The sequence below is a fragment of the Marinobacter sp. 1_MG-2023 genome (assembly GCF_030549045.1).
Classification (GTDB): domain Bacteria; phylum Pseudomonadota; class Gammaproteobacteria; order Pseudomonadales; family Oleiphilaceae; genus Marinobacter.
Genome location: NZ_JAUOST010000001.1, coordinates 357,373 through 379,460, shown reverse-complemented (window position 1 = coordinate 379,460; position 22,088 = coordinate 357,373). Strand labels below are relative to the sequence as shown.

The following is a 22,088-nucleotide window of genomic DNA, read 5'->3' as shown; positions in this document are numbered from 1 at the left end:
CCAAAGCCTGGCCCCGGTGCTTAGTCTGATACGCAAAGAACCACGAGACGATCCCCAGGCTGAAGGTCCAGGAAGGCCCGTCTTGGGGGGTTCAACATCAGGTGCCTGCCCGTTGCGTCCGGCTGATTCCGAAACACGCCAAGTGCTATTTCGCCCTCTCCAGCCAAAGTCCGTTCCAGCAATTGGAAGTCAACACTGGCAGGAAGCGGGTAATCCCCCGGATCCCGGAACTGGATTTCTGCGCCTCCGGCCGTGAACAACTCCTCCAACACCACTCGCAACTCCCGCCTAAGTGCCACCTGGGCCAAGACATGGCTGAGAATCATCGGGCTTATGAGCATTTCACTCTGGTGTCCGTATAGCAGATGGCGGTTGTCGGGATCGCTCAGCTCCATAATCAGCTGCGGACGCCGAGGGGCCTCTGCGAGTATGTCTTCAAGCTGAAGATAGCCGACCATTGTTCGTGCATCAGCCTCTTCGCCCGAAGCAAACCGGTCGCTGCTAAGCAACAGGATAGTGTCGTAACCGGCTGGATTGATCCGGCGCAGTTCATCTTCCACCATGTAGTCCGCTTCGATATGGCTATAGCCTTCAAAAGGCTTTCCGGCGGCATATCGGCTGAGGGCATGCTCACGCTCGGTGATGGGCACAACAGAGACAATATCCAGCACAGGCTGCCCGGGGCCGTAACTGGCGAACTCGGCTAACAGGCTGGGGACTCTGCGGTTCCAGCCGAGTAATAGAATACGCCGACCTTCCAGGTTGTCCGCGCAAACAGAGCGCTTCGCTTCGCCACGGCTGATCTCAGGCAAGACAGGTAATTTCGGGTCCGACTCAGTTTCCGAGTAACCCCGGGCCATCATCACAACACGGTCTTCCGACTCTATCTGCGTTTCCGATGGTGCCGCTAACCGTATATCCCAGCCATGCCCATGGGGGCGGAGCAGACCCAGTATGATCACGCCGGGGCGCTGGGACGCAAGCTCCCCCAGAGAAAGTCCCGCTAAGGAATCGCCACCCCGAACATAGATCTCATTGCCCTCACCCGCCGTCAGTAACTCGTTGTAGACTTCTGACAACCCCGGGTGCAACACATTCTGCACCATCAGCCGGCTGATGGTGGCGTTACCGGCGACTACTTCAATCGGCCCTGGGTAAGCTCGTCCGACGACCGGAAGCTTGCGGACATCCTGAATCTCTGCCACCACAAAGGGCAAAGGCGCCTGATACTGTCTTGCCTGGGCAGCTATCGACAGAAGTGCTTTGACGGTTTCCACATCCGAGGTGATCAGGCTGCTCGCATCATAGACCGCACTGGGCACAATCACTGCAGCAGCATCAAGACAGGCAACCCGATGCAAAGCCTCTGGCTGAATGGCGGAACCCGAGCGCAGAATAATCTGTCGGGCACGCCTGCCAATACCGGGCTCATTGCGCAGTTCGTGAACCTGTTCGGCGGAAGCTTCTTCAGACAGCACTACCAGGTTCAGTTTCTGGGTATCGTGTTTTTCCAGAAACCGTCGCATGCGACCAGAGGAGCCCAGAAGTTCAGAAAGCAAGGGCAGCGTCTGTGCGGTCCAGCCCAGCACCACCACATGATGTTTCAAGATGACCGGCGTAAGTCCGCGTTCAAGATCCTCCATCTTGGCAATCAACCAACGGGTGAGGATGGCCACCAGCGTGCCCATAAACACAACATATCCACTGATGGTCAGCAGAGTTGAGACAAAGCGCTGCCAGGTTCCGACGTCGTCGCCCAGATAACCGGGATCCGTCAGGCGAAGAAACGCCCACCAGACAGCAGAACCGGGATCATCAAAATCACCACCCTGAGGCACAACCAACAAGCCGCCAATCAGAGAAATCAAACCAATAAAAATGCCCACTACCAGCAACTGAAAGCCAGCGCCTTTCACCAACTGACGTTCAACAATAAACTTCACCCGGTCGACGACGCGGAAAGGCAGCATGGCAGTCTTTTTCATTACGTTGGTCCGGTGGGCTTCGAGTGCGTTGAACTCAACTGAGCCATAGAGGCCAACGGCAAAGCCAGCGCCTCACCCAGCGACGAAGTAAATTGCAACAGCCCTTCCACGGGCCTGAGCCCACCGCGCGCAATCGTTCGCAGGGGCTGCGACTGCAGATCCGCGATGACAATACGAGTACCATCGTTCTCACAGGTGGCAATCAACTTGCTGAGCGAGGAAAGCCCTCCTGCATCAAGCACGGTAACGCCATCCATGTACAGGATAAACCCGTCAACGTTTCGGGACAGCTCAGCAAGCTCGCCAAAAATACGGTCCGCTGCGGCAAAAAACAGCGGGCCATTGATTTTGAATACTCGCCAGCCCTCAGGTAGATTCTGCCCACTGATCCGTTTGCCCGTGGTGATATCCGTCACTTTGGTCATCTGTGCCATTTCACGCATGAACAGAACAGCCGCCAGCAGCACACCCGTGGTAATCGCAATCACCATATCCAGCGCCACGGTCAGCGAAAAACAGGTCAGAAAAACCAGCACATCGCTGCGCGGCGCGGTTTTCAAAAGATGTACAGCCTTGGGCGCCTCACTCATGCCCCAGGCCACCATGATCAACAGCGCAGCCATGGCTGGCATAGGCAAGTAGGCCAGCACCCCAGCCAGTGAAACCAGAGCGAGCAAAACCACAACAGCGTGCACCATGGCCGCGACAGGCGACTCAGCGCCGGCGCGGTAATTGGCCGCGGAACGGGCGATTGCAGCGGTGGCAGTAATACCGCCGAAAAATGGCGCAATAATATTACCAAGCCCCTGCCCCATAAGTTCGCTATTGGCGCTATGGCGCTTACCCGTCATACCGTCTAGCACGACGGCACAGAGTAAAGACTCAATAGCGCCGAGCATCGCAATAGCAAATGCTGCAGGCAACAGCTCTTGCACCATGTTCCAGGACAACCCTATAGCCTGGCCACTGGCATCTGCTTGCTGCCATGGCCACGCGAACTCTGGCAAAAATGGCGGAATACCAGCGCCGGTGCCACCCCCGGGCAATAAATAGCTGAACCTGGAACCGATGGTTTCCACAGCAGCGCCGTTTGCATTGAGCAGAATTGCCAGCAGACTACCGATCACAACTGCAGGAAGATGGGGGGGAACCGGCGTTTTCAACCGCGGCCAGAGCAGCATGACACCGAGGGTAACCGTAGCAACCAGCGCACTCATGGAATCGAACGCCGGGAAACTTTGCGCCAGCACGGCCAGTTTATCCCAGTAGTGCTCCGGCATAGTCTCAACAGGCAGCCCAAAAAAGTCTTTGACCTGCAAGGTGGCAATAACAACCGCAATGCCGCCGGTAAACCCGAGCGTGACAGACTCAGGAATGTACTCAATGAAGCGACCCAGCCTCATCAAAGCCATGAGAACCAACAACACGCCCGACATCAACGAAGCCACCAACAGGCCACCAAGCCCGTAGGTTTGGGCAATGGGATAGAGGAGAACGACAAAAGCCGCAGTGGGCCCGGAAACACTGAAGCGACTGCCCCCCGTAAGAGCAATAATAAAACCGGCAATAAACGCTGTATAAAGCCCGTACTGGGGCGGCACACCGCTTGCGATAGCCAGCGCCATGGCCAAAGGTATGGCGATAATGCCTACCGTAAGACCTGCCATGAGATCGCGCAGAAGGCGCCGACTGTTATAGGGTTGGTCAATGCAGGCTTCCCTGAAAGCGTGGGCAAACCTGAGTGAAAAAAGATGAGTGCGATGGGGCATGCTGGCCTCTTGACTGGTAAAACCTGCAGGAATAGAGGCCCTATATCATATATAATTTCGCCATGAAAAAGTTATCTATCGTCGTATTAGTTGTACTGATAAACAGTCTGGCCGGGTGCACAGCCATGATTAAGTCCAGCGACGACAACTCCTTGATCAGGCCTCAAACTCTCTATGAGGCGCGTCTGATCGGCTCAATCAGCGGTACTGAACTGAGTGTAGAAACCCTCTCTCAAAGACTCGCCGACACCGACGTAGTCATCATTGGCGAATATCATGGCCACCAGGCCGCACATCTTCTGCAGTCGCAGATTCAGGCTGCCCTCTATCGACAGCAGCCTTTGCAGATACTGTCCATGGAACAGTTTACGCTGGACAAGCAGGCGGCCGTCGACGCCTACCTGAGCGGTGAAACCGGTGAGACTGAAATGATGGAAGACAGTAACGCATGGGACAACTATCGTGGTTCTTACCGCCCGCTTATGGAGTTCGCCCGGCAGCAGAGTTTGCCCGTGATAGCAGCAAATGCACCGGCGGCGATTGTGCGTTGCGTTGGCCGAACAGGGCCGGGTTACCTGGACAGGCTGGCCACCCACGACCGGGCGTCGCTACCTGACCATCCGTTTATGGACACGCCAGCCTACCGCGAAAAGTTCGAGGCCACGATCAACAGCAGCCACGGCGCTGCCGACGACGCCATGCGCGAGCGCCTGGACAACACCTACAAAGCCCAGCTGCTGCGCGACAACACCATGGCAAGCCGCATATTGGCCAGCCATAGTGCGCATCCCAGCCACCAGATTGTGCATATCACCGGCACGTTTCACAGCGAAGAACATCTGGGAACCGTCGCCATGCTCAGACAACGAGCACCAGATTTGTCAGTTGCGGTTATTTCGCCAGTTATATGGCCAGAGGGTGCAGAAATGCCTCCGTTAGATGAAAACCGCAACAAAGGGGATTTCCTCTACGTTATACAGCCGCTGCCAGAAGAGTTCCTGGATAAAGATCGCGAGCGCAAAGCAATATCTGCGAGATTTCACCGACCCACTGAAGATACCTGCCAGGGAGATTCTCCATGAAAGTGATTGCTGCTCTCATTCTGGGTTTCAGCGCCATTATCTCTGCCTCGCTCATCAGTGACGGCCTGACCGATCTGCGAACAGGTGATCGCTACGTAACGGTAAAAGGTGTGGCAGAGCGTGAAGTAAGTGCTGATCTGGCCCTATGGCCGATCCGCTTTATTGCTACTGGGGCCAGCCTCAGCGATGCCCAGGAAAAAGCGCGCAGCAGTCGCAATGCCATCATGGCGTTCCTGAAGCTGCAAGCCATTAGTGACAGCGCAGTGGAGCTACAGCGTCTGGATGTGACCGATACCCGGGCCAACCCCTACCAGGACAGCAACAACGAGCAGAAATTCATCATCAGCCAGACTCTGATGGTACGCAGCGAAGATATTGAAAAAATCCGCCAGGCCGCACAGGGCGTGAGTGAACTGGTCGATTCCGGCGTAGTGCTGTCCTCTGACTACGGCCCTAGCGGCCCTACCTATCTGTTTAACGGCCTGAATGACATCAAGCCCGATATGATCGCCGAAGCCACGGCCTCCGCGCGGGAAGCCGCCAGCCAGTTTGCGGAAGATGCAAAAACCGAACTGGGCGATCTGCGCCGGGCCAATCAGGGTGTATTCCAGATTCTGGCCCGGGATCAGGCTCCAGGGGTTTCCGAGCAGCAGCACCCGGTGAAGACGGTTCGGGTTGTTTCAACTGTTGAGTACTATTTAAAGTAGTACCGCTGCGCAAATAACGGTCGCACCGTCTGCGTTATTAGCACGGCCTCATTGAGTCTGAACCATTTCGTCGGTTACCTGATACTCACCTACCAGCCAGCGTAGAATTTCGCTGGCTGCAGGATGGTCAAAGGCATCGTAGGTGCGCATCAAGCTTTGCCGTTTTTCCTCGTTGATACGCCCCAGACCCGCATCTTGCAAGACCAGCAGATCGGCATGAAGCTGAGCCGCCAACTCTCTCCCGAGCACCTCCTTCGCGGCCTGCTGAAAAGCCTGCCCGTATTGATACTCCGTACCTTGGCGATACGATTCAGCCAGGGTTATTGCCGGGATCATGGTGAGTGTTGGCTGCAAGGCCGGGTTGATGCCGTGGCCCGAGAGATAAGCGCCGTTGGCAGCAGGGCGGCCGGTAAACGCTCGCAAGTGCAAATGCTGCGACATACGATCACCGTCATTCACCGGGTAGTTGTCCCAGAGCACGGGCTTGCGACCCAACCGGTCGCTAACACGCTTGAGGTGCCCGGGAGAAACCTCTCGGGAGCAGACCTCTTCGCCTGTCCAGAAGACCTGAATATCATGATCCAGAAGGCGACCAAAGGTTTCCAGGTAAGCCGCTGGCCGCGCCCCAAACACACGGTCGAGCACTGGATCGTCAGAATAATAACTGGGGCATACCGATAGGTAGCGGGCCGTCGTGCGCTCCCGGATCCAGTGCATGATCTCGACCTGGGTTTCTGCTAGCGCAGGGGCATCGGCGCGCATATCGTCGAAAAGGATAGCGAGTTCATCAATGCCAATGCGATCAAGCAACTCCAGTTTTGCGGCAAGCGAGGAACGGGCAGCATCATCAAAACGATTAAAGATTTCAAAGGGACTTAGCCCGACCCCGAACCTCACACCCTGGTGACGGCAAAACCGACCAAACTCTGATAGCTCTGCAACCATCGCAGGCGGGTGAGGTTCCTGCCAGCGGCGGCGCAGAAATGCGTCCGCCTTGGGCGCATAGAGATAGAAGCCGTAACCATGCGGCGCCAGTGCCCGCACCAGCTGTTTTCGCTCCTGCCAGGTCCATACCGGCCCGTAGAAGCCCTCGATAATCCCCAACGTCGTGGCCATTGCGCTCTCCCTGTGACAGCCCGATGTATTACTACATGGTATACCTACGGCAAGCGAATGGTATATCCCATCCGTATTGCGGGCTGGCAAAGCAGGCTACTATAAGCAAAATCTTGACGGAACTTCCTATGAACCCCTCCCAAGCACGACTAGGCAGTCTTGATGCATTGCGGGGCCTCGCTGCCCTTGGGGTCGTGCTTTTCCACTACCTGCCTTACTACGACAAACTCTTCGGTCATTCGTTCGAGTTGCCACAATTGCTGACAGACACCCTCCTATTCGGCCGCTACGGGGTACACCTGTTTTTCATCCTCAGCGGTTTCGTCATTTTCATGACCCTTGAGCGCACCCGCAATGCTACCTGGTTTGGGCTGGCGCGAGGAGTGAGGCTGCTACCTGCTCTCTGGGCCGGTATTGCCATTACTTTCCTGTCGGTACACCTTCTCGGTCCAGAGAGCCGCGCCGTCAGCCTTGAAACTGCATTGCTCAACGCAACCCTGTTGCACGAGTACCTGGGCGCCGAACACGTGGACGGCGCTTACTGGAGCCTGGTGATAGAGGCCACCTTTTATGCCTGGATGGCGCTCTTGTTCTACACCCTTCGTGACTGGTCTCGACTGCGCCTGGCATTCTGGACATGGATGCTGGTGAGCTACGCCGGAGTAATATGGTGGAATCAGATACCCGAGGGCATAGAGTTTCTGGTCAAGGATCTGTTGTTCGTCAAGTACGCCCCGCTATTCATAGGCGGCATGTTGATTTACCGGATCTACCGATACGGCGCCCCTGCAGCAAATGATGCGGCACTGCTGGCAATGGCGCTCGGCCACGGTTTGCTGGCCTACAAGCTCCCTTACAGTCTGTTCGTGCTGGGCTGCTTCACCGTATTCGCCCTGGCCGTCGCCGGTAAACTCAACTGGTTAGCCAGTAAGCCCTTACTATGGCTCGGAAGCCTTTCCTACAGCCTTTATCTGGTGCATCAGAACATCGGCTACGGCGTCATTACCTGGAGCTATAACGCTGGCCTGCCAGGCTGGCTGGGTGTCGGTCTCGCCCTCGGGATGGCGATACTTATCGCCTCTGCGGTTCACTACAGCATTGAAAAACCTGCATTGCGAAGGTTCCGGTCCTGGCGTAGCCACACTGAAACGTCGCAAACCCTGGAGGCAACTGCAAAGGCAATCGACTAAACTGCAAGCAACTGGAGCCCTCTAAAAAACCTGACCAATGGAGCTAGGACATGGAGATAAAAACTTTCGGGGACCTGATCGACTGGACCCGCCAACTGCACTCTCACCTTGCAAGGTGCCTGCAAGCCTCGGCGGAGAAAAACAGTAATGAGCGCGCCAGTGCGCTACTGGATTACATTTCCCGCCATGAAACTCTGCTGGCAAAAGCGGTTGGAGAGTTTGAGAGTCAGGCCGACCCCAAGGCGCTGAACACTCGTGTGTACGACTACCTGAATCACAAACCAATCAAAGTTGGTGAGTCGTGCGATACGCGTTTTAACACTCTCGATTTTGACGACATTTCCCGGGAAATTTTTGCGTTTCATGATCAGGTGATGGATCTTTACGACTCCCTGATCGGCAAAGCGGAAATCGAGGAAGCAAAAACCCTTCTGGAAGACTTGCTGGCGCTTGAACAACACGAAGCTATGCGACTATCCAGCCAGATTGGAAGGATGAACGACATCTGACGTCAACTACGACCTATGTCGTATGCGATTTCTCATTTCACTGGCTCGCAATACTTGCTAATGTGAACCAGTTGTAAGGCTTCTCCAAGAAAGCCCGTGCTCGACACCAAAAACGACAAAAGGACACAAGAGCAATGAAGATCCGTTCCGTTTTCTCTGCGGCCATACTCGCTGTCGCAACAACCTTTGCCTCTACGCAGGCATTCGCTCAAGACACCTTCACCCTCAAGCTGGCAGAAACCTGGGGGCCTAACTTTCCGATTTTCGGCGACACCACCAAAAATTTCGCCAAATCCGTCGAAAAGATGTCCAATGGACGCCTGAAAATCCGTATAGACTCGGCTAACAAACACAAAGCTCCCCTGGGCGTGTTTGATATGGTAAAAGCCGGTCAGTACGACATGGGCCACTCCGCCTCTTACTATTGGAAAGGCAAGGTTCCCGAGACGCTATTCTTCACCAGCATGCCGTTCGGCATGAATGCCATGGAACAATATGCCTGGTTCTACCATGGCGGCGGCATGGAACTGATGCAGGAAGTTTATGAGCCTCACAACATGCTGTCGTTTCCCGGCGGTAACACCGGCGTTCAGATGGGTGGCTGGTTCCGCGAGGAAATCAAATCGCTCGAAGACCTTGACGGCCTGAAAATGCGCATTCCGGGCTTCGCCGGCGAAGTCTTTGCTGAAGTAGGCGTAAACCCGACAAACATCGCGCCCGGCGAGCTTTATACAGCGCTTGAGCGCAACACCATTGATGCAGTTGAGTGGGTAGGTCCGGCTCTGGACCTGCGTCTTGGCTTCCAGCAGATTGCAGACTATTACTACACCGGCTGGCACGAGCCTGCTACAGAGCTTCAGTTCCTGGTGAACAAGAAGGTCTGGGAAAAGCTACCGGCTGACCTGCAGGAAATCATGCGTGTTGCCATGCGCACCGCTTCCTACGACATGCTGGTAATGTCACAGCACGCCAATGCGGAAGCCTGGGCCAACATCAAGCAAGATTATCCGAACGTGCAGATCAAGCAGTTCCCCCAGGATATTTTCCAGGCCATGTACGATGCCAACGAGAAGCTCCTGAAAGAAGCCGCCGAAAGCAACGAGCAGGCAGCACGGATTGTGAAATCGCAACAGGACTACCTGGAGCAGAGCCGCGCTTATACCGATATTTCTGAGCGTGCATACCTAAACACCATGGGCACAATCGAGTAAGATACAGGCCGTGTAATGGAGCCGGGATCGCTCTGCATGTGATCCCGGCTTTGTTGTCTTTAGCAGTAGCAAAATCGACAGCCCCGGGCGGAGGATTGTGAATGCGGTGGATTATAAAGCTGGACGAGGGCCTCTCGCGCTTGTCCATGTTCTGTGGCTGGCTTGCCTGTGTCGCAATGTTGTTGATGGCAGCTAACGTTTTTTATGACGTTGTTGCCCGGTACGCGTTCAATGAAGTGTCCATCGGTATGCAAGAAATGGAATGGCACCTGTATTCGGTAGTTTTCCTGCTCGGCATTCCCTACGCGCTGCGAACAGACGGCCACGTTCGGGTAGACGTTTTTTATACTCGCTGGAGCAATAAGGCAAAAGCCTGGATCAATCTGATCGGTGCCCTGGCATTTGTCGTTCCCTTTGCCTATCTGATTGGCGTTTATGGCTACGCCTTTGCGCTGGACTCCTACAATATGGGCGAAGGCAGCGGTGACCCGGGTGGCTTACCCCACCGTTGGCTCATAAAATCCGTGATTCCTTTCACCGCAGTCTTTATCGGCATTGCTGGCGTCAATATGGCCACCTTTGCCCTGCGCGTCATGGCTGGCGATAAACACTACGAAGGAGAGCATAGCGGGGGGGGACTGGCATGATCGGCATGATTATGTTCGCGGTTGCCCTTTTCATGTTGATGCTGGGCTTTCCTGTCGCCTTCACATTTGGCGGTGTAGCTTTGTTTTTCGGCGTGTTTGCAGAAGGCATGGACCTGTTTGCCTTTATGCCCTATCGCATCATGAGCGTTATGCAGAATACCGTTCTGATGGCTGTTCCCCTATTCATCTTTATGGGCGTTATCCTGCAACGCACTCGTTTGGCTGAGCAGCTACTGACCTCCATGGGTCGCCTGTTTGGCGGACTGCCAGGCGGCCTTGCCATCTCTACCATTCTGGTGGGCGCCCTCCTCGCGGCATCAACAGGCGTTGTCGGTGCAAGTGTCGTGGCAATGGGCCTGATTTCTCTGCCGGTCATGCTGGCCCACAAGTATGACAAACGTCTGGCAACCGGCACCATCTGTGCAGCAGGCACCCTGGGCCAGATAGTTCCGCCATCGATCATTCTGATTATTCTGGGTGATGTACTGGGGCTCCCGGTGGGGGATCTGTTCAAGGCTGCCGTCGGGCCGGGCGTGGTACTTATAGGGCTTTACGTCGCCTATATCCTGATCATGACCCGTTTCAAACCAGAGACCGCTCCGGCCATGCCGGAAGACAGCAGCATTTCCCGTAAAAAGGAAATCATGAACGCGCTGCTGGCGATCATTCCACCCTTGGCACTGATTGTCATTGTGCTTGGTTCCATTTTTACCGGCATTGCGACACCCACGGAATCTTCTGCCCTCGGGGGTATTGGCGCAATTGTTCTGGCTATCATATACCGTCAATTCTCGTTCCAGATGGTTTGGGATGCGTCGAAAGACACGGTTAAAGTAACGGCCATGGTGTTCGCCATCCTGATCGGCGCCACCGCTTTTTCCATGGTTTTCAGCTACACAGGTGGCGATTACCTGCTGGAAGAGTGGATGCTGCAACTTCCTGGCGAAAAGTGGGGCTTCATCATCCTCGCCATGCTGGTCATTTTGGTACTGGGCTTTTTCATCGATTTTGTGGAAATCTCCTTCATCATAGTGCCCATTCTGGCGCCGGTAGCCGAAGCCCTGGGCATCAACATGCTCTGGTTTGCCATTCTTATCGCCATGAACCTGCAAACCAGCTTCCTGACACCTCCGTTCGGGTTCTCCCTGTTCTACCTGAAAGGGGTCGCTCCGCCAGAAGTTCGAACGGTCGACATCTATAAAGGGGTGCTGCCATTTATATTCCTGCAGATGCTGGTACTGGCTCTGATTGTCATTTTCCCTGAATGGTTCGGTATGAGCTCCTCTTACTGATGTGTCATGCAGCCGGGCCATTTGGCCCGGCTGCAGTTATTCCCCTCGCTACCCCTACCGCTCTTTTATCCGCACTTTTCCCAAACCTGACTTATCTCAGTTTCTGGCATACCTGACAAAAACAGAACATTTTCTATACTGAACGGACAGCCGGCATTTCTCAGACGCGCATTCGAGATAAGCCCTGACGCAAAGCCGTCAGCCTCAGCAGCAATGTTAAGGTAAAAAAGGGAGCAGAATCCGTGGATCATAACAGTGCCCAAACGAGTGCTCAGAAACCTGCAACGAGCACCAGGGCCAATGAACCGTCCCGAAAACCCCATATCCTGAATCTACCCTTACAGGACACCCACGTAGATCGGGCACCTCATTCCTATGAGCGTTGGCTGGTTGCCAAACTGATGCGCATGGCCGGCTCACCCCCGATTCGCTTCCGACTTTGGAACGACGATGTAATTGAGCCTCATGGGCAGCCGGCCAGGTTTACCGTACACCTGGCCGACCCCAAGGCACTTTACACCTTGGTTACCAACCCCAATCTGGCCTTTGGTGATCTATACAGTGCCGGACGCCTGAGTATCGAAGGCGACCTCCCCGACTTGATGGAGGCACTCTACCGGGCCATTCATCAGGCTAGACAGAAATGGCCGCGCTGGCTTGAAGCACTGTGGCGCAACCACGCCCCCCGCTCCACCAGTCTGTCGGACGCACGGGATAACATTCACCACCATTATGATCTCGGCAACGATTTCTATCAGCTCTGGCTCGACAGCGCCGAAATGCAATACACCTGTGCCTATTACGAACGGCCCGAACTAAGCCTGGAGCAAGCACAACTGGCGAAGCTGGAACATGTCTGCCGAAAACTCAGGCTCCGGCCCGGTATGACCGTGGTGGAGGCCGGTTGCGGCTGGGGCGGGCTGGCGCGTTACATGGCCAGGAATTACGGAGTGAAGGTTCACGCCTACAACATTTCCAGAGAACAGGTCTCGTACGCCCGGAAGCAGGCTCGCAACCAGGGGCTGGAGAAGCTCATTGACTACATTGAGGATGATTATCGCAATATTCAGGGCCAGTACGATGCATTTGTCTCAATTGGCATGCTGGAGCATGTGGGCAAGGAGAATTATTTCGGGCTATCCGAACTGATAAAACGCTCACTGAAGCCGAATGGCATGGCGCTTATTCACAGCATCGGTCGTAACCGGCCTATGCTGATGAATGCCTGGATTGAGAAGCGTATCTTCCCGGGCGCTTATCCGCCCAGTATCGGTGAATTTATGACGCTGTGCGAGCACGGTGACTTTTCCGTCCTGGATGTAGAAAACCTCCGTCTCCACTATGCCCGAACACTGAGTGCCTGGATGGACCGTTTCGATGCAGCGGAAGGAGCCGTATCGGAAATGTATGACGAGCACTTTACCAGGGCCTGGCGTATGTACCTGGCTGGCTCAATCGCTGCCTTCCAGGCCGGCTCGCTGCAGCTTTTTCAGGTTGTATTCACCCATGGCAACAACAATCACCTGCCTGCCACCCGGCAGGATTTGTACAACTTCCCCGCTGCGCCCGAAAACTTTTGAGGTACCGGACATGGAAGCATACGACCTGATTATCGTTGGAGCTGGCCCGGCGGGGTCTACCCTGGCAAAAGCCCTTGAAGATAGTGGCAAACGCGCTCTGCTGATAGACAAACAGGACTTCCCCCGGGACAAAACCTGCGCGGGCTGGGTAACACCCTCGGTTATTGAAACTCTGGATATTGATTTGCGCGATTACGGGAACGGCCGCACGCTCCAACCTATAAGACGCTTCCGGATCGGCATGATGGGGCAACAGGCGGTAGAGAACGACCATGGCGGCGTCGTCAGCTATGGCATACGGCGATGTGAATTTGATGATTATCTGCTGGCACGCACAAATACACCCAAAAAGCTTGGCACCCCCGTGAAAAGCATTACCCGCAAAGACGGCAATTGGCTGATCAATGATGCCTGGTCAGCTCCGCTCCTGGTAGGTGCCGGAGGTCATTTCTGCCCGGTCACCAGGCTGGTTGGCGATGGTCCGGGAAGCCATGAAACCGTTGTGGCAGCCAAAGAAATAGAGTTCGAAATGACCCAGGAACAGGCAAAAACCTGCGAAGCCCGGGGTGACACGCCAGAACTCTGGTTTTGCAAGGACCTGAAAGGCTACGCCTGGGTCTTTCGCAAAGGCAATTACCTGAATGTTGGCCTCGGACGAGAAGATAACCACAAACTCACCGCACATTTACAGGATTTTGTAGAAGCTATGCAATCCGCAGGGCGGGTTCCTGAAAACCTGTCCGGACGCTTCAAAGGTCACGCATATTTGCTTTATGACCATGCCGGGCGAGCACTGGTAGACGATGGGCTGCTGCTGATCGGCGATGCGGCAGGGCTTGCCTATACGCAGAGCGGTGAAGGCATCAGGCCGGCTATCGAATCCGCATTGCTGGCGGCCGAGGTGATCAGCCAGGCACAGGACTTCTCTGCAACCTCTCTACAGGCCTACGGTGATGCTATAGCAGACCGTTTCGGCCATAGGGAATCTGACAAAGAAGAGGGTTTTCAAGTACCGGAGTGGATCAGGATGCCACTGGCTAACACCCTTATGCGATCCCACTGGTTTACGCGCAAAGTGGTTACTGAAAAATGGTTTCTGCACCAGGAAGTACCAGCTCTGGAGACACATCCGGATACCCCGGCGCTCAAACAGGTATATCAGTAAGGCGTTGTCAGCCTCACCGGTCTTCGAATAGAAAACCCCGCACAAGGCGGGGTTTGTCGCTCTGCCAACAAACGGCAGTTTATTCCTCGGTTTGCAGCACCACACGGTAAACAGCGGTAGTGCCACTCACTTCATTGCCTGTCAGCATCAGCACATCTCCCGTCGGCGACTGGTCCGCCGGAATCACGGTAATGTCTTCAATGCCCAGATCACCCACAATCGCCAGATTGGTTTCCGGATCGGAAACCCAGTCTTCGCGGGTATTCAGGTAGTCCACAATCGACGGCGATTCCGGGTTGGTTACATCAAACGCCATGACGCCGCCCATCCGCTCAAGCCCCAGAAATGCAAAGGTACGATCGCCGAATGTCGCCACAGTTACGGCCTCTGGCTCGGGGCCTTTGTTATCAGAGCGATTGAGAAATGCGTCGCCCTCATCGTGGTTGGAGTTGAAAAAGTCGGCACAGGAGATATCCCGTTCCGACCCGGCAAAGCAGGCATCGCTGGCCAGGAATTGCTCGATCATATCGCCGGAATCCCAAACCAGATCGCCATCGGCGGTCCAGATCGCCATGGAACGCGCACCGAAAGAATAGACTTGATCGTACATCAGCCGGTCGCCCGTCACGCTTTCAGTACCGCTGCTGTCGAACATCACCGGATCGCCGTTGTCATCTGTGCGGTACCCCATGGTCCAGGTAACCGACAGGCGGCCGAGTTGCTCATCTTCACGGCAAAGGCCAGGATCACCTGCGCTGGCCCCACAGTCGTCAAATACCTCCGGGTTCAGGAGCGCGCCTTTAGCCAAGGCATAGAGTTGTGGCGGCATGTCATCGCCCAGGCGCCGCGCAAAGCCGTCTTTATGGAACAGATGCTTGAAGCGAAGCTCTTCAACAAAGCCCTGAGTTGCGTCACCACCGTAACCGGGCAACGCGGGATCTTCAGGCCCCCAATAGTCAGCAGTGTCCTCGCCCCAGGCCCGGGCATCACCTTCGTTGGCGGTCAGAATGTATGTCTCACCGCCGGCACTGTAGCTGGTGATTGCATCAGGATGATACATACCCAAAAGGCCTGGCCAGGGTTTGATATCAATGTCCGATTTTTCGTCGCTGGCATCCAGCCCCTGACCTTCAAGTCCATGATCCTTATAACCCAAAGGCAGAATCTCGGTTACGGTTGCAGTGGCGATGTCCACTTTGGCCAGTGCGTTGTTTTCCTGCAAAGCCGCCCAGGCCGTGGTGCTGTCGTCACTGACCGTTATGTATTCCGGCTCAAGATCCATCGCCACGCTGGCGCCTGGCCCGAACACACGAATCCCTGCAGTAACCAGCTCGGCTTTCTGGCCATTGAACGCTGTGAAATCCGCCGTGCGTACCTGCAGGTTATCCGGATCACTGACATCAATAACTGAAACCGACCCTTCCGGATCAGTCTGGTAATTGTCGCTGGGCTCACCTTCATTGGCGACCAGCAGGTGGTTTCCGTCAGGGGTAAATGTGAGCATATCCGGCTGGGCACCTACCCCGATAAAGCCCCGCAGTGAAAGCGTTGCAGCGTCGTAAATGGCGGCATAGCCTGGCTCTGTCTTGGGCGACGCCTCAATGGCCACGGCAACCAGTCCACCCTGGACGGCAACACTGTTAACCACAGCATTACTGGCGACATCTTCTACCGTCAGGGTATCCAATAGCGTCGGTGCTGATGGATCATTCATATCGAGTACGTTAAGTGATCCCTCATTAGCATTGACCACAAAGGCTCTTCGGCTGGCCGGATCATAGCCGGTAATCTCAGCGGCACTTTCACCGAAAACGTCACTGCTGTAGCGACCAACATACTCCAGAGTTAACCCGGTAACTGCTGGCGTTGCCTCATCCGACGTATTGCTGTCACTGTCCGACGACAAACAACCGCTCAGTAGAATGGTTGAGACACTCACGGCCAGAAGAGATGGCCGGAAAATCGAAGATGATCGCATCATGAATCGTTCCTTTGCTTGCATAGAGAAGTAACTCAGTTGCAAGGGAACCTACTTCATGGCGATTACAGTATCGGGAAGAAAAAAAGGCAGAATTATGACGGGAAAATGAAGAGCACATGGTGGTGACAATTCACCACCATGTGCTCAAAGCATGCTCGGAAGCGGGATTACTGACCCAGGTAGCTACGATACATCCAGACAGTTTTTTCCTGCTGGGAAATGTAGTCACTCATCAAGGATACTGTGCCCTCATCCTCGGCATCGCCTGCCAGGCTCAACAGCGCCCTTTGTTTGCCGATCAGCTTGGCGAAACTTTCAAGAATATTCTCCATAGCCTGTTTACCGTCCGACACGTCTTTCTGCTCAGGCACCTCGGATAGCGCCATATAGGTGCTGTAAGCATGGGCAGGACGGTGCCCGATTGTGAGAACCCGTTCGGCGATTTCATCAATCTTGAGCAACAGGTCGTCATAAAGTTCTTCAAATTTCACGTGCAGCTCGAAGAAATTATCGCCTTTGATGTTCCAGTGATAGCCCCGCACGTTCATGTAGAAAATCTGGTAATTGGCAAGCAAATCGTTGAGTGCTTCAGCCAGCTTCGCGGTTTTTTCCGTATCCAACCCAATAAAGTTCTTACCCATTACACACCTCCATGGTAACTATTCTCTTAGGACCTGAGATCATCTTAACCCAGACTTAATCCATACATGAGGTTTAGAGTTCCGTTCTTCAAGGTCGGCCATAGTAGAGATTTATGCCTGACCTGAAAGCCGCCATTACACCCCGGGCCCACAGTCTGTGCAGCCTTCCTCTGGCCCGGGACCAATATTAAGGTTGCGGTTTAGGTCTTTCAGGGCCGACCTTACGCCTTCTTCAATAACGGGATGATAAAACGGCATTTCCAGCATCTCGCTAACGGTAAGCCGGCGTTGCGCAGACCAGGCCAGCAAGTGAGCAATGTGCTCTGCCGCTGGGCCAAACATCTCAGCGCCCATAAACAATCCACTACCGTGTTCACCATACACTCTCAACAAACCGATATTTTTACCAATCACCCGGCTTCGGCCCTGATTTTCAAACGACACCTCACCTACCGCAAAACATCCTGCGCAACGTTTATCAACTTCATCAATGGTGAGACCTACTGTCGCAATCTGCGGGTCAGTAAACACAACGGCAAGAGGCGTGCGCCTTAAACCGGCACGAACGTCCGGATAAGAGGCTGCATTATTTCCCGCAATCCGCCCCTCATCTGCGGCTTCGTGCAGGAGCGGCAACTCGTTGTTGGCGTCGCCGGCAATAAAGATGTGGCTCTGACCACAGCGCAGTGTATAGGCATCGAACAACGGCAGGCCTTTGCTGTCCAGTTCAATGTCTGCGTTCTGGATATCCAGGCCATCAACGTTTGGCCGGCGCCCGGTTGCCGCCAACAGGTAGTCGAAGGTTTCGGTTTTCTCACCCCCGTTGCCATCTGTATAGGTTACGGCGACGCCGCCATCAACCCGCTCAACCCGTTTCACATCGCCGTCGGGGTCCAGCGGAAATTCTTTATTGAATTGCCGGAGCGCGTATTTGCGAATATTCCCATCGCGGATCGGACCGACAGCACCACCTACGCCAAACATTCTTACCCGAACACCGAGCCGGCTGAGCGCCTGGCCTAACTCAAGCCCGATCACTCCTGGACCGAATACCACCACCGACTCCGGCAGATCCTGCCATTCAAAAATATCGTCATTGACGACCAGGCGGTCTTTCGCTTCTTTCAGAAAGCCTGGAATGTTGGGACGGGAGCCTGTCGCGATGATAATCCGCTGTGCATAAACTTCAGTTTCGTTGCCGACGATCAAGCGATTTGGACCAGCGAAGCGGGCACTGCCTTTGATACGGTGTTCTTCGGGGAATTTCTCTACCGAACGTATCACCGAGCCGACAAACCGGTCTCGCTCTGAGCGTACCCTGGCCATCACTTTCTTGCCATCCACTGCAATCTCACCGGCGGAGACCCCGAACAGCTTTGCCTGTGCCATCTCATAGACACTGTCAGCAGCTGCGATCAGAAGTTTGCTGGGCATGCAGCCCACTCTTGCACAGGTAGTCCCGTATTGATCGCCTTCAATCAGCACCACTTTGTCCGTGACCTTTCGTACCCGCTGATAGGCTACCATTCCCGCGGTTCCTGCGCCGATAATCGCCACATCCACTTCGCGTTTTTCCATAACTTGCCTCCAGAACGGTACCCAAAAAAAGCCGGGAACCTAGATGATAAGTTCAATAATAGGTACGTCAGTATAGAAGACGGGATTGTTTTGCGCGGTACGTGAAAAAAACCTCACCGGGGTTTATGCTGACAGGCCTGTACTGATTCTGACAATCTCAGGATCCCTGACCATAAGCCTTTACCCTTAATCCCGACGTCAACAGAATCCAAGTTTTGAGAGAACGTAACGTATGAACAGTTACTGGCCGGAATTCTTCACCGTGGCACTGGTACATTTACTGGCTGTTGCCAGCCCCGGGCCAGACTTTGCTGTGATGCTCCGGCAAGCATTATGTCAGAGCAGGAAAAACGCACTGCTGACGTCAGTTGGCATTGGCGCGGGTATTCTGGTGCATGTGAGCTATTCGCTGTTAGGCATTGGCCTGATTATCCAGCAGTCGATCATGTTGTTTACCGTTCTCAAGGTTGCCGGCGCCCTTTATCTAACCTGGATTGCCGTGCAATGCCTGAAGGCCAGAGCCGGTGGCGTTTATGTGGACACAGAAACAGGCTCTCCCCAATCCGGTTTTGCCGCCTTGCGCCTGGGCTTTCTTACCAACGCTCTTAATCCCAAGGCCACGTTGTTCTTCGTTTCCTTGTTTTCCGTCATTATCAGTCCCGGAACCCCTGTAGCAGTTCAAGCAGGCTACGGCGTATACATGGCTCTGGCGACTGCATTCTGGTTCACTCTGGTGGCCGTTTTTTTCACGCTGCCTGCTGTGCGCAGAGGATTCAACCGCTTCGGACACTGGCTGGACCGGTTAATGGGCGGAATTCTCCTGCTGCTGGCCGGCCAACTCCTGTTCTCTACAGTGAGCGGAGCAGAGCTTCCGTCTGATCCCAGCACAGGCATGGATCAGTAATAGAGCAGCCATAACGCAGATCATCACCGTCATCCTGCCGGCCAGCTTCAAGGAAGCTCTCCAGCATGAGGCCGCGAATACTGTTGCTACCAGCGCGCTTTTGGCGCATCACTTCACGGGCAACGTCAATCTGCCGCTCAGCCTGCTTGCAAGCATTGTCATGGCTGCAATCGACCATGATAGCGGCGCACAGGCCCGCGCCTGAAAGGCTTTGCGCGGCGTGTTGAATGCTCACTTCATCGTAATTGGTGATACCCCGTCCACCACGCAGCACCAGATGAGTGTCTGGATTACCCCGGGTACTCACCATGACCGGCGCGCCATTGGCGGAAACGCCCAGATGATGATGTGGGTGGGACCCCGACTTCATGGCGTTAATAGCAACGCTGATTCCCCCGTCGGTGCCATTTTTGAACCCGGCCGGCATAGGCAGGCCGCTTACCATCTCACGATGAATCTGCGATTCGGTAGTCCGCGCACCAATCGCTGTCCAGCTCACAAGATCTCCAAGGTAATCCATAGCAAAGGGGCTAAGTGCTTCAGTTGCGAGCGGTAAACCCATCTCGGCCAGATTCAGAAGCAATCGGCGTGAACGTAACAACCCTTCGTTGAGATCACCGGCACCGGTGCGCTCAGGGTCGTATAACAACCCCTTCCAGCCTACGGTTGTTCTCGGTTTTTCGAGGTAGGCTCGCATGACAATCAAAAACCGATCGCTGACCGCATCCGCCAGCACTTTTAGCTTTTTGCCATACTCCAGTGCTGCTACCTCGTCGTGGATTGAGCAAGGCCCGACCACGATTAACGTGCGGTCGTCTTTGCCATGCAAAACGTCCCGCACAGCTTGCCGGTGCCTGTCGACTAGCCGAGCAAGCCGCTCGTCGATGGGTAATCGCTGCCGCAGCTCAGAAGGCGTTGGCAGTGCGGTTTCGTGCCGATGCGTTACTGTGGAGCTCATTGCCAGACCTTCCCCGGCGGTTTCCAAAGGCATGTTCATATCTGTGTTCCTGTTTCCCTGCGTCAGAATCAAAAAAGCCCCGGCTGGGCTACCAGTCGGGGCTTTTTGAGTCCGACGGCAGCCTGGGTTTCCCGGGCTGCCATCCTCATTGTACGTTTGAAGAAGATGCTATGGGCGGCCCTGGGTCTGGCTAAAATAAAAGCCATAACCAAGCCACCAAAAAAACACAGCAGCGACTGCCGCCACCGGCTTCTGGCCGAAAGCTTGCAGAACATTCAATTGACAGATCGCTTGTGTCGTCTTCATGCTTATCAATATATACCCCGGGTTTTCAACTTGGCAACCCGTAACCGGTCTTTTTAGCAGAAAAACCGGATTTTTTCGGGAAACTGGGAGCCAGCAATGACATTGAACCTACGGAATTACACCTTCCTGTTCTTCTTCGTTCTCACGCTTACAACCATATCAGGTGCTGGGTCAGCTTACGCTGAGTCTCGAGCCTACCAGCTAAACAACCGGCCTGGAGCAGATGTGGCCAGTCAGGTGCGGGAGCTGTATCAGGACGAGCCGATCTCCCTCACCGCTCGCGGGCAACAGCTTGTAGTTCGTGGCAATGAACAGCTGCTGGATGAAATCGGTACGTTAATCGAAACCCTCGATGTAGCGCCCGCGCAGCTCCGAATCACAGTGCGCTCTACAGAAGATATCGGCGGCAAACGCTCTGGCGGTGGAGTCACTACAACACGAAACGAAATTGGCGTTACCGTAGAGCGCAGAGTTACCAGCACTGGAGGCTCCCGGGAGCGAAGCCTGATGGTTATGGATGGGCAGTCAGCCCATATCACGTCAGGCCAGGTGCGCACCCTACCCTTTGCGGTGCAGGGAGGTAAAAACCCGGCGGCCATCTTTGAGCAAGTAGAAACACGCAGTGGATTCGTTGTCAGTCCTCATGTGATTTCCGACCGCGCAGTAGAGTTGAACGTTATGTCTTTTGAAGCAGATCCTGCGGAGCTGAAAGGGTACGAAACCCAGGCCGTCGTCACGATTCGCAGAGTGGAACCTGGCCAATGGGTATCTCTTGGCAGCACTTCAACCGAATCGACCAGCAGACAATCAGGTATTGCTTACAACGTTAACAGCAGCAAGTCAGACAACCGGAGCTTCGAAGTTAAGGTCGACGTTATTCACTGAGGCCTAGACCCTGTTGCGCAGCAATACACTTTTGGCTTCGTTGATCTTTGCGGCAAGGTAATCACTTCCACCACGGTCGGGGTGCATTTTCTGCATCAGCCGCCGGTGGGCCATAACGACGTCGTCTTTTGTGCAAGCCGCACTGACACCCAGTATTTCGCACGCCTCACGCTCAGACATTGCATTACTCGGCAAGGGTCCCGCCTGCCCCCCGCTCGACCCGTGCCCATTGCCAGCATCCCTCGTGCCCGAAAAAAAGCGATTCAATGCAGGCATAAACCGAACAAGCTCTGGCAGTTTACGCAACAGTGGAATTAACGCTGCGACCGCAGCCGTCAAAACGTGCACCCGGCCGGTAAGAACCATGAACGCAAGGAAAGCTCCCCCAACAACCAGTACAAGCTTCCAGGTGGCGGCTTTCTTTTTCTCTGCAGATAATCCGCCCCATTGTTTCAGAATCACAAAGACGGCTGCCGCCAGGGCGATTCCCAATATCCACTGCATGATTGATCCTTTAGTGAAGTAAAATCGTAATTCTGTCACCTAAAATGACGACAATGCTAAAGACAAATACCTACAAAC

At 54.6% G+C, this 22,088-nt stretch carries 19 protein-coding genes; 11 read left to right on the top strand and 8 right to left on the bottom strand.

The genetic code is table 11. The features are described from left to right. Positions 1–20: 20 nt before the first annotated feature. Together Q4606_RS01750 and dauA are read right to left on the bottom strand one after the other, a co-directional pair. Positions 21–1,970, bottom strand: a complete 1,950-nt coding sequence (locus Q4606_RS01750) for an ion channel DMI1 (protein WP_303606997.1) — start codon at positions 1,968–1,970, stop codon at positions 21–23. 14 nt (positions 1,971–1,984) lie between these two features. Continuing rightward, positions 1,985–3,754: a C4-dicarboxylic acid transporter DauA gene (gene dauA / locus Q4606_RS01745; protein ID WP_303606480.1), complete on the bottom strand. Its 1,770-nt coding sequence runs from the start codon at positions 3,752–3,754 to the stop codon at positions 1,985–1,987. Positions 3,755–3,879: 125 nt separating this feature from the next. Between dauA and Q4606_RS01740 the strand changes: the two genes are divergently transcribed. Both Q4606_RS01740 and Q4606_RS01735 read left to right on the top strand, forming a co-directional pair. Beyond that, the gene (locus Q4606_RS01740; RefSeq protein WP_303606479.1) at positions 3,880–4,836 is read left to right on the top strand and encodes a ChaN family lipoprotein; all 957 of its coding nucleotides are present in this window, start codon (positions 3,880–3,882) and stop codon (positions 4,834–4,836) included. Then, positions 4,833–5,543, top strand: a complete 711-nt coding sequence (locus Q4606_RS01735) for an SIMPL domain-containing protein (protein ID WP_303606478.1) — start codon at positions 4,833–4,835, stop codon at positions 5,541–5,543. The genes Q4606_RS01740 and Q4606_RS01735 overlap by 4 nt, the downstream gene beginning before the upstream one ends. A 48-nt stretch (positions 5,544–5,591) precedes the next feature. On the opposite strand, the gene Q4606_RS01730 is transcribed toward Q4606_RS01735, so the two are convergent. Next, positions 5,592–6,659, bottom strand: a complete 1,068-nt coding sequence (locus Q4606_RS01730) for a beta-N-acetylglucosaminidase domain-containing protein (protein WP_303606477.1) — start codon at positions 6,657–6,659, stop codon at positions 5,592–5,594. Between the two features lie 128 nt (positions 6,660–6,787). Here Q4606_RS01730 and Q4606_RS01725 point away from each other — a divergent pair, with 128 nt between their 5' ends. From Q4606_RS01725 to Q4606_RS01695, 7 genes are all read left to right on the top strand, one after another. Beyond that, complete coding sequence (locus Q4606_RS01725; protein WP_303606476.1) at positions 6,788–7,849, top strand: acyltransferase; 1,062 nt, start codon at positions 6,788–6,790, stop codon at positions 7,847–7,849. Positions 7,850–7,899: 50 nt separating this feature from the next. Next, positions 7,900–8,358 carry an ATPase gene (locus tag Q4606_RS01720; RefSeq protein WP_303594515.1) on the top strand — a complete coding sequence of 153 codons (459 nt, stop codon included), beginning with the start codon at positions 7,900–7,902 and terminating at the stop codon, positions 8,356–8,358. A gap of 134 nt (positions 8,359–8,492) precedes the next feature. Further along, positions 8,493–9,569: a TRAP transporter substrate-binding protein gene (locus Q4606_RS01715; RefSeq protein WP_303594516.1), complete on the top strand. Its 1,077-nt coding sequence runs from the start codon at positions 8,493–8,495 to the stop codon at positions 9,567–9,569. A 101-nt stretch (positions 9,570–9,670) separates the two neighbouring features. Further along, positions 9,671–10,216 carry a TRAP transporter small permease subunit gene (locus Q4606_RS01710; RefSeq protein WP_303594518.1) on the top strand — a complete coding sequence of 182 codons (546 nt, stop codon included), beginning with the start codon at positions 9,671–9,673 and terminating at the stop codon, positions 10,214–10,216. Next, entirely contained in the window at positions 10,213–11,508 is a 1,296-nt protein-coding gene (locus tag Q4606_RS01705; RefSeq protein WP_303594520.1) for a TRAP transporter large permease subunit, read from the top strand. Before Q4606_RS01710 ends, Q4606_RS01705 begins: the two co-directional genes overlap by 4 nt. Before the next feature lie 323 nt (positions 11,509–11,831). After that, positions 11,832–13,088, top strand: coding sequence for a cyclopropane-fatty-acyl-phospholipid synthase family protein (locus Q4606_RS01700; protein ID WP_303606996.1), 1,257 nt, complete (start codon positions 11,832–11,834; stop codon positions 13,086–13,088). A 10-nt stretch (positions 13,089–13,098) separates the two neighbouring features. Continuing rightward, a complete protein-coding gene (locus Q4606_RS01695; RefSeq protein WP_303606475.1) occupies positions 13,099–14,253 on the top strand; it encodes an NAD(P)/FAD-dependent oxidoreductase in 1,155 nt (384 codons plus the stop codon). A 79-nt stretch (positions 14,254–14,332) separates the two neighbouring features. On the opposite strand, the gene Q4606_RS01690 is transcribed toward Q4606_RS01695, so the two are convergent. The 3 genes from Q4606_RS01690 to Q4606_RS01680 form a co-directional block, all read right to left on the bottom strand. Continuing rightward, positions 14,333–16,234: a choice-of-anchor I family protein gene (locus tag Q4606_RS01690; protein ID WP_303606474.1), complete on the bottom strand. Its 1,902-nt coding sequence runs from the start codon at positions 16,232–16,234 to the stop codon at positions 14,333–14,335. Positions 16,235–16,401: 167 nt separating this feature from the next. Beyond that, entirely contained in the window at positions 16,402–16,875 is a 474-nt protein-coding gene (locus Q4606_RS01685; RefSeq protein ID WP_303594527.1) for a Dps family protein, read from the bottom strand. Positions 16,876–17,010: 135 nt separating this feature from the next. Then, positions 17,011–18,453 carry a dihydrolipoyl dehydrogenase gene (locus Q4606_RS01680; RefSeq protein WP_303606473.1) on the bottom strand — a complete coding sequence of 481 codons (1,443 nt, stop codon included), beginning with the start codon at positions 18,451–18,453 and terminating at the stop codon, positions 17,011–17,013. Between the two features lie 232 nt (positions 18,454–18,685). Here Q4606_RS01680 and Q4606_RS01675 point away from each other — a divergent pair, with 232 nt between their 5' ends. Further along, entirely contained in the window at positions 18,686–19,357 is a 672-nt protein-coding gene (locus tag Q4606_RS01675; protein ID WP_303606472.1) for a LysE family translocator, read from the top strand. Here Q4606_RS01675 and Q4606_RS01670 read toward each other — a convergent pair. Continuing rightward, a complete protein-coding gene (locus Q4606_RS01670; RefSeq protein ID WP_303606471.1) occupies positions 19,302–20,354 on the bottom strand; it encodes a 3-deoxy-7-phosphoheptulonate synthase in 1,053 nt (350 codons plus the stop codon). The two genes, Q4606_RS01675 and Q4606_RS01670, sit on opposite strands and share 56 nt — an antisense overlap. A gap of 363 nt (positions 20,355–20,717) precedes the next feature. On the opposite strand from Q4606_RS01670, the gene Q4606_RS01665 reads away from it, so the two are divergent. After that, positions 20,718–21,506, top strand: coding sequence for a secretin N-terminal domain-containing protein (locus Q4606_RS01665; RefSeq protein ID WP_303606470.1), 789 nt, complete (start codon positions 20,718–20,720; stop codon positions 21,504–21,506). A 3-nt stretch (positions 21,507–21,509) separates the two neighbouring features. On the opposite strand, the gene Q4606_RS01660 is transcribed toward Q4606_RS01665, so the two are convergent. Next, positions 21,510–22,010, bottom strand: a complete 501-nt coding sequence (locus tag Q4606_RS01660) for a molecular chaperone DnaJ (RefSeq protein WP_303606469.1) — start codon at positions 22,008–22,010, stop codon at positions 21,510–21,512. Between the last annotated feature and the right edge of the window lie 78 nt (positions 22,011–22,088).

Bases quoted from the DNA above. Each gene is read 5' to 3' on its own strand.
- Q4606_RS01735 (WP_303606478.1), top strand. From the start codon at position 4,833: ATGAAAGTGATTGCTGCTCTCATTCTGGGTTTCAGCGCCATTATCTCT.
- Q4606_RS01680 (WP_303606473.1), bottom strand. From the start codon at position 18,453: ATGGAAAAACGCGAAGTGGATGTGGCGATTATCGGCGCAGGAACCGCG.
- Q4606_RS01675 (WP_303606472.1), top strand. From the start codon at position 18,686: ATGAACAGTTACTGGCCGGAATTCTTCACCGTGGCACTGGTACATTTA.
- Q4606_RS01730 (WP_303606477.1), bottom strand. From the start codon at position 6,659: ATGGCCACGACGTTGGGGATTATCGAGGGCTTCTACGGGCCGGTATGG.
- Q4606_RS01660 (WP_303606469.1), bottom strand. From the start codon at position 22,010: ATGCAGTGGATATTGGGAATCGCCCTGGCGGCAGCCGTCTTTGTGATT.
- Q4606_RS01715 (WP_303594516.1), top strand. From the start codon at position 8,493: ATGAAGATCCGTTCCGTTTTCTCTGCGGCCATACTCGCTGTCGCAACA.
- Q4606_RS01725 (WP_303606476.1), top strand. From the start codon at position 6,788: ATGAACCCCTCCCAAGCACGACTAGGCAGTCTTGATGCATTGCGGGGC.
- Q4606_RS01720 (WP_303594515.1), top strand. From the start codon at position 7,900: ATGGAGATAAAAACTTTCGGGGACCTGATCGACTGGACCCGCCAACTG.
- Q4606_RS01740 (WP_303606479.1), top strand. From the start codon at position 3,880: ATGATTAAGTCCAGCGACGACAACTCCTTGATCAGGCCTCAAACTCTC.
- Q4606_RS01685 (WP_303594527.1), bottom strand. From the start codon at position 16,875: ATGGGTAAGAACTTTATTGGGTTGGATACGGAAAAAACCGCGAAGCTG.
- Q4606_RS01710 (WP_303594518.1), top strand. From the start codon at position 9,671: ATGCGGTGGATTATAAAGCTGGACGAGGGCCTCTCGCGCTTGTCCATG.
- dauA (WP_303606480.1), bottom strand. From the start codon at position 3,754: ATGCCCCATCGCACTCATCTTTTTTCACTCAGGTTTGCCCACGCTTTC.
- Q4606_RS01670 (WP_303606471.1), bottom strand. From the start codon at position 20,354: ATGAACATGCCTTTGGAAACCGCCGGGGAAGGTCTGGCAATGAGCTCC.
- Q4606_RS01750 (WP_303606997.1), bottom strand. From the start codon at position 1,970: ATGCTGCCTTTCCGCGTCGTCGACCGGGTGAAGTTTATTGTTGAACGT.
- Q4606_RS01705 (WP_303594520.1), top strand. From the start codon at position 10,213: ATGATCGGCATGATTATGTTCGCGGTTGCCCTTTTCATGTTGATGCTG.
- Q4606_RS01665 (WP_303606470.1), top strand. From the start codon at position 20,718: ATGACATTGAACCTACGGAATTACACCTTCCTGTTCTTCTTCGTTCTC.
- Q4606_RS01690 (WP_303606474.1), bottom strand. From the start codon at position 16,234: ATGATGCGATCATCTTCGATTTTCCGGCCATCTCTTCTGGCCGTGAGT.
- Q4606_RS01695 (WP_303606475.1), top strand. From the start codon at position 13,099: ATGGAAGCATACGACCTGATTATCGTTGGAGCTGGCCCGGCGGGGTCT.